General features: G+C 55.1%; 4 protein-coding genes and 1 pseudogene. All 5 read right to left on the bottom strand.

What is annotated here, in order from left to right:
• Positions 1-883 precede the first annotated feature (883 nt).
• The 5 genes and pseudogenes from VNL73_05745 to VNL73_05725 all read right to left on the bottom strand — a co-directional run bounded on the left by VNL73_05745 (position 884) and on the right by VNL73_05725 (position 6,799).
• Positions 884-2,197 carry a choice-of-anchor B family protein gene (locus VNL73_05745; GenBank protein HXF48911.1) on the bottom strand — a complete coding sequence of 438 codons (1,314 nt, stop codon included), beginning with the start codon at positions 2,195-2,197 and terminating at the stop codon, positions 884-886.
• Positions 2,198-2,298: 101 nt separating this feature from the next.
• A pseudogene (locus VNL73_05740) lies at positions 2,299-2,559 on the bottom strand (SWIB/MDM2 domain-containing protein).
• Positions 2,560-2,729: 170 nt separating this feature from the next.
• Positions 2,730-4,658, bottom strand: coding sequence for an oligopeptide transporter, OPT family (locus tag VNL73_05735; GenBank protein HXF48910.1), 1,929 nt, complete (start codon positions 4,656-4,658; stop codon positions 2,730-2,732).
• A 129-nt stretch (positions 4,659-4,787) separates the two neighbouring features.
• Positions 4,788-5,309 (bottom strand): hypothetical protein, encoded by a 522-nt coding sequence (locus VNL73_05730; GenBank protein ID HXF48909.1) that lies wholly within the window; start codon positions 5,307-5,309, stop codon positions 4,788-4,790.
• Between the two features lie 11 nt (positions 5,310-5,320).
• Positions 5,321-6,799 carry a FlgD immunoglobulin-like domain containing protein gene (locus tag VNL73_05725; protein ID HXF48908.1) on the bottom strand — a complete coding sequence of 493 codons (1,479 nt, stop codon included), beginning with the start codon at positions 6,797-6,799 and terminating at the stop codon, positions 5,321-5,323.
• Between the last annotated feature and the right edge of the window lie 227 nt (positions 6,800-7,026).

Here is a 7,026-nt window from a genome sequence, read left to right as displayed (position 1 = left end):
GAGGGGGAACAGGGAAAGTCAGGTCATTGCAGGAGAGGGAGGGGCAGGCCGTTGGGGCTGCCCCTACGCCTTTCCTTTTTTTGTTTCTTTTCTTTTACGTGCTCGGGTTTTAAAACAGCCGTGAAAGTGGAGACGGGACATGTTATATGATAGGTCCTCTCCATGCGGCCGTCTGTGTAGTTGAACTGCCCGCACGCGACGGACTCCGCGCGGGCGCAGGTCTGGTCTAATCCGCTTTCCCTTTCAAGGAGAAGCGGGGGTTTGGCCACAAAAAAGCGGCTGTCCTTTCCCCCCGACCATTGAGGGGAAATCAACCCCATAAGGAGGTAAAGCCGTGGATTATGGTCGGTACCGGCTTTCGGTCTCCTTTTGGGGTTCGGCCCGGACACGCCAGTTGCGCCGATGCCGACCCGATGCACGAAATACAGAGATTGGAGAATCGAGAATCGAGATTTGACCCCGAACCCAACCCCTGTTAAAGAGGGTTTGCGGCTTGGGGGTTGGCCCTTGCCACGTCCCTCTACTAAAGGCCCGCCCTGCGAAATTCCCTCCGAAGTAGTTGTGATTTTGGAGGAGGGAAAGGACAGACACATTGGTCTGCCCCTACAAAGACCCGCTGTGAAATTCTCACCCGAAGTTGGGGTGAATTTGCAACCTCACCCCCTGGCCCCCTCTCCGATGCGGAGAGGGGAAAAAGGCACAATATATTGTGCCCCTACGAAAGACAAAAAAACAAAGACAGGCGAACACAAGGTTCGCCCCTATGAAAACAAAAACGGACAGGCACGGGGACTTGCCCCTTTAGAGGGATTTGTACACCGTGTCAAGAAAAAAGCCGCTCCGTTTGGGGCGGCTTTTTATTTGGGAAGTTTTTTGGGCTACGTTAACATGGAAACGGCTGGCCGCCGAAGACGGCGTTTAAAATCAAGACCAAATCGGCCGGGGTGATGGAAGCATCGCAGTTGGCGTCCAGTATCTCCGGCGGGCAGTCGCCGGTGCCGGAAAAGATGCAATTCAGGGCCAAAACCACGTCCGCAGGGGAAAGCATGGAATCAAAATTCAAATCCCCCACCTGTCCGAAGCGCAAAACGAACAGCCAGCCGTCCAGATTGGAGGCATAGACATACTCGTTGGCCGTATAGGGATAGGCCGACCAGCAGCCGCGGTAGTTCGAAAAGTCCGAAGCGGGATAGGTATCGTAGCGGGCCACCTCCACCAGCGTATCCGGGTTGGAAATATCCACCACCGTAACCCCGGCCTCGTAATGGGAAACGAAAACGAGGTTTCCCTTGGGATAGACGTTGTGCGGTCTTTGCGCCGCGCCGATATACTGCCCGCGCAGGTCGATATTCCCCAAATCGGCGATGTCCCAGAGCTTCATCGTCTTGCCGGCGGGGATTTCCTCCGTGGTCAAAAGCCAGTTCCGGTCCTCGGTGGCCACGGCGGAATGAACGTAGCCCGCGCCGGGAAAGATGACCCGGGTAATCTGCACGGGGGCGGCCTTGTTGGCGCAATTCCAGACCGACCAGCTCCCCTGTGACAGGCTGTCGTATCCTTCCGCTACAAAGACGGTATCGTTGCGGGCGAACATATCGTGGATGGACTGCCCGCCCGCCGGGCCGAAGCTGCCGACGAACGCGGGCGTTTCCGGATTGGCCAGACTCAAAATCACAATCGGTTGGCCGGCGAGCCCGCTCCGCTCGCAGTAGGCAAATCCCTTGAGCGTGTCGATGGAGATGGTATGGGCGGTCACGTTTCCGGCCAAATTAAGAGGAAAACTCCCCACAAAGTGCAGGCTGTCCGGCAGATATTGCAAATCGATCACCGATATTCCCTGATTCGTGCCGGAGAGTTCCGAAACGGCGTAGGCATAATGCCGGTAGGTCTCCACGTCCCGCCAGTAGTAGGTGGCCGGGGTCTGCGGCCCGGGAACAACCCCTTTTACCTGCATGGTGTGGGCGTTCACCACGGCGATGCCATCCCGCACCCCCATAATGGCGTACTCCGTGCCGTCCGGTGCGGTCCAGCCCCAGCAGTCGCTGCCGCCGGTGGTGTCGCCGGTCGCCGTGCTGTACGGAAAGCGGATTTTATCCTTGAGCCAAAGACGATAGCTGGCGGCATCCAGCGTTTGAGCCAGGGCAAAGAGGCAGGTTGCGGCCAGCAAAAACTTAAAACCGCATGCAGAAGATTGTCTCATCTTTTTTTCTCCCAACCGCATTGGAATATACGCCGGAAGCGCTTTTTTTGTAACAAAAAAAACGCCCCCGCGCGGGGGCGTTTTCGTACCGCAAATAAACTTTACTTCAGGTGCTTGTTCACCAGCTTGGTCATCTCGAACATGTTGACCTGCTTTTTGCCGCCGAAGACCGCTTTCAGCTTATCGTCGGCGTTGATCATCCGGCGGTTCTTCTTGTCCTGCAGGCCGTTCTTTTTGATGTAGGCCCAGATCTTCTTGGTCACCTCGGTGCGGGGCATCGCCTTGGCGCCGACCACCGCGCCTAAAACCGTATCCGGCATCAACGGCTTCATGAAAGCGGCGTTCGGTTTGCGTTTGGTTGCCATTATACCTCCTCCTTTTTGGTTGGTGGTTTTTGTTTCACCGGGGGAGAATCTCCTATGAAAACGCCCTTTTGTCAAGGAAAATCTTTGATTTTCCCTCGGAAAACGCATTTTTTTCGAGGGAAAACCCCAGTTTTTCGGCTTTTCGGCCTTCCGCGCCCCTCGGAAAGCTACTTTTTGGCCCTCCAGACGTAACCCAAGAACCCCAGGGCGAGGGCCAAAAAGACGGATAGGGTGAAAAAGTTTCCGAAAGCCGCCCCGAACCATTCACTCACCCGGTCGATGCCCGTAAAGTAGGCGGCATAGCTGGCAATCGTCCCCACAAGGATGGAAAGCGCCACCCCCACAAGGGCATCCCCGGCCACCATCCCGGAACCGAAGAGAATTCCCTTTTCCGTGCGGGCCGACAATGCTTCCGAGGTGGAAAATTTGCTTGCGTACCAGAAGACCAGACTCCCCACCACGATGGGGGTGGAAAGCTCCGGCGGCAGGTAAAGTCCAATCGCCACCGGGAGAGCGTGGATCCCCAAAAGCTCGATGGAAAGCCCGATGATAAGCCCGGTGGTGATGAAGGCCCAGGGAAGCACCCCGGTCATCACCCCCTGCACCACGGCGGCCATGGCGTTGGCCTGCGGCGCTTCCAAGGCATTCGGGCCGGTGAAGCCGTAGGTCTTGTTCAAAAACATAATCACCCAGCCCATCACCAAGGCGGGAATCAATACGCCGAGGAATTCGGCCAATTGCTGACGCTTGGGGGTGGCGCCGACCAAAAAGCCGGTTTTCAAGTCCTGCGAGGCGTCGCCGGCCATCGAAACGGCGATGCATACCACCGAGCCGACCATCATCGAGGCGACCATCCCCACCGTCCCGGAGACGCCGGAGGAAAGGAGAATCACGGAAACCACGATGAGCGTGCCGATGGTCATCCCGGATATCGGCAGGGAGGAGGAACCGACTATCCCCACCATCCGGGAGGAGACGGTGACGAAGAAAAAGCCGAAAAGGACGGCCAAAAGCGCCCCGAGCAAACTGATTTCGGTCTTGGGCAAAAGCCAGATGGCCAGGGCAATCAAAAACGCCCCGCCCCAGACCAGCTTGGTGGGCAAATCCTCATCCGTCCGGATTTTGGCTGTAGCGGCGGCCTGTCCCATCCCGGCCGCCACATGCTTGAAGGAGGAGATAATGGTCGGCAGGAAGCGCATCAAAGAGATAAACCCGCCCATGGCCACGGCGCCGATGCCGACGTATTTGACGTAATAGTTCCGGATATCCCCGGCGGAAAGCTCGGAGATGGGGACGGTGGCGGGCGGCAGGGGGGAACTCATAAACTTGCCGATGTAGGCCATCAACGGCCCGATACCGACATACCCCAGCACCGCGCCGGAAAAAAGCAAAAGGGCGATTTTCGGCCCGATGATGAACCCCACCCCCATCAGGGCCGGGGTGGCCTCTATCCCCATCTGCGAACCGGGAAAGAAGCGAGGGGCGAGTTCAAACCGCTCCGGCCAGAGCTTGAAGCCGGACATAAGCGTTTTGTACAAAGCGCCGATTCCCAATCCCGTAAAGACCGTTTTGGCCTTGGCCCCCCCTTCGTCCCCCGCCTCCAAAATCTCGGCGCAGGCGGTGCCTTCCGGATAGGGGAGGTTTTTGTGTTCCTTGACAATCAAATGCCGGCGCAGGGGAATCATAAACAGAATTCCCAAAAAACCGCCCAAAATCGATAGCAAAACCACCTGCCAGTTGGCGATGGTAAAGGTGAAGTTCGGCACGGTGGCCTGCCAGATTAAAAAGGCCGGGATGGTGAAAATCACTCCCGCCGCCAAGGATTCCCCGGAGGAGCCGATGGTCTGGGCGATGTTGTTTTCCAAAATCGTGCCGTTTTTCAAAATCCCGCGCAGAATAGCCATCGACATCACCGCCGCCGGAATGGAGGCGGAAACGGTCATCCCGACCTTCAGCCCCAGATAGGCGTTGGCCACGCCAAAGATCAAGGCCAAAACCGAGCCGACGATTACGGCTCGCAGGGTAAATTCAGGAATGTTTTCGGTGTGGGCAACGTAGGGCTTGAAGTCGGTGCCTGTTTTCGTTTCAGCCGCCACTATCTCCTCCCTTCGACTACGCTCAGGATCTTCGACCCGTTTTTTAGGTGCAAGGTGGCCAAAAACTACCGGGAAGGCCAAGCTCTGTCAAGTAAAAAAAGCCGTCCGCGAAAAGGCGGGTGGCTTTTTTTATTTTGTTTCTGGTGTGTAGAAAATCTCCAGTTCGGCTACTCCACCACCCGATAAGTTTTTAGGTTGTAGGGAAGCGGTCGTTTCGTCTGCCGGATAAATCAAAAATCCTAAGTTGGGCAGTTCCCCTTTCTGCCAGGTTTTGACGGCCAGCGTCACTTCTGCTTTGGCGGTGCCGGTTTTGAATCCGACTTTGCCGCTGTTGACGTGGAAAGGGGAAGCCGTTGAATCCGGCAAAGCAGATAAATTTATGCCGGAAATCCAAGGAGCCAGCATCGGACGCACCAACAGTCCCAATCCCTCTTTGGAAGTGTCTGAGTTGACCTTGAAACGTAAAAGAGCCAGATCGATTCGGGCATTTTGCAGTTCCGAGGGCAACTCAAACTTCAGAAGTAGACCGGGCCTGTCTTTACTGCTAACTTTTTCCACCAAAGCCGAACTGTTGGTGGTAAGTTTCAAGCTGGCTCCAAAAGTTGAAGAAAAGCCGGAAATTAGGATGAGTGCAAAAATGAGTTTTTTCATTTTCCCCTCCCTCACTTTACAAAGACCATACGTTTAACTTCCCGGAAGCTTGCCGTTTCTATTTTGTAGAAATAAATCCCGCTGGAAACCGACGCGCCCCGGCTGTCTGTGCCGTCCCAAATCAGCGTGTGGGTTCCGGCGGATTTTTCGCCATCCGCGAGCGTTCTGACCTTTTGTCCGAGAATGTTGTAAATCGTCAAAACCACCTTTCCCGGCACGGGTAATGAGAAACTTATGTTCGTGGTCGGGTTGAACGGATTCGGATAGTTCTGGGAAAGGGAGAATGCCCTCGGCAAAATCCCATCTTCTCCCCCGGGCGTAATTCGCGGAACGGGGGAACAGGGAGTCGGTTCCGAACCGAGGGCCGGTGAACGGTTGACCAGGCCGGAGAAATAGGAAGCAGGCGGACTGGCTGTTCCCCACCAGTTATTTTGCGCCAGAACTGTATTACCGGTGGTATTATTGACCGCCTTTCCCCCCGTTCCCGGCACAATGGAGTTGTTACCGGCATCCGCTCCGGTCTGTCCCAAGTCGACGGGGGTTCCCCCGTCCACCTGCACGTTGGGAGCGGCGTTGCTCGTATAACCGCCTACTCTCATAACCGTGGTTCGCACTGTAACCGGGTGCGAAGCGTCATTTAAAATGCCGATATTTGAAGGCGGCGGGTCGGGAACCGGAAAAATCACCTGACGGACGATGCGTATGCGGGAGCACTGAACTTTCACTCTATTGTTGGCCACTACTGCCGCATCGAAGAATTGCCCGCTGTCCAGATTGTTGGTGAAATCCAATATCCGGGTTTCACCGGCTTGATACCCTTCGGCCCGAAAACCGAAGGTGCCGGTGTAATCCTTGGAGATGATGGTGTTGTTAGAAACCTTGCCGTAGGATTTGTAGGCGTTGATGCCGTACTGGTTATTTTTGAAATAACAGCCGCTTATCGTGTCGTCGGCCTGATCCAGATAGACGGCGTAGTTAGGCTGGTCCAAGAAAGTGCTGTTCAAAATCCAAATCTTAGGGTTGCTGCTGATTACCCCGTGCATAAAGTTTTTTTCGAACAAACAGTTTTTGACGGTGTCGGGCTCGGAGTTCCGATAGTCGATGGCCGTGTAGGCATATTTGAACTGGCAATAGGCAAATTCCGCCGTGCCACCAGCTTCCACCTTCACGGTGTACCAGTCGTAAAGGCCTGTGGTTCCGGGAGAGGGCAAAAATTTTATAGAATCAGTGGACGTCCCAATCGCCCGAAGGGTTCCGCCGTTTTTGACTATAATCTCGCATTTCGCATTGTCGCTTCCCGAACTCTCGTTATCTTCGTTTCTTTGAAAATAAATCGTCGTGCCGGGCTGAATGGTCAAAGTTGCTCCAGAGTTGACTGTAATGTCTCCGGTTATTGCATACACCCCCGGCCCCCAAGTAGTGTTTGCGGTAATTGGGCCATACCAGTTGTTCACCAAAAGGTCGGCCGCGGCAGATGATCCAGCAGTCAAAGACGTTGTTATCCTCCGCACGGCTAAATGGGTAGGAATATTCTGTCCACTTGAAGCACTTGGAGAAGCATTGCTGTTGGGGTTACTTTATACTGCTCCCCATTAGTGACAGGGTAGGATGAATGGAGTAGATTGTGGCTGAATTCACAAGGAGGATTCAGCGATGCGGAAGCGGGTCTTTGACGGCAAGACCAAAGCGAAAGTAGTTTTGGAGGGGTTGCGGGGGC

The sequence above is a fragment of the Verrucomicrobiia bacterium genome (assembly GCA_035574275.1).
GTDB lineage: Bacteria > Zixibacteria > MSB-5A5 > DSPP01 > DSPP01 > DSPP01.
This window is presented reverse-complemented; position numbering and strand designations above follow the sequence as displayed.

What these genes read in the sequence shown, in the direction of transcription:
- VNL73_05745 (HXF48911.1), bottom strand. Translation starts at nt 2,197, where the DNA reads ATGAGACAATCTTCTGCATGCGGTTTTAAGTTTTTGCTGGCCGCAACC.
- VNL73_05730 (HXF48909.1), bottom strand. Translation starts at nt 5,309, where the DNA reads ATGAAAAAACTCATTTTTGCACTCATCCTAATTTCCGGCTTTTCTTCA.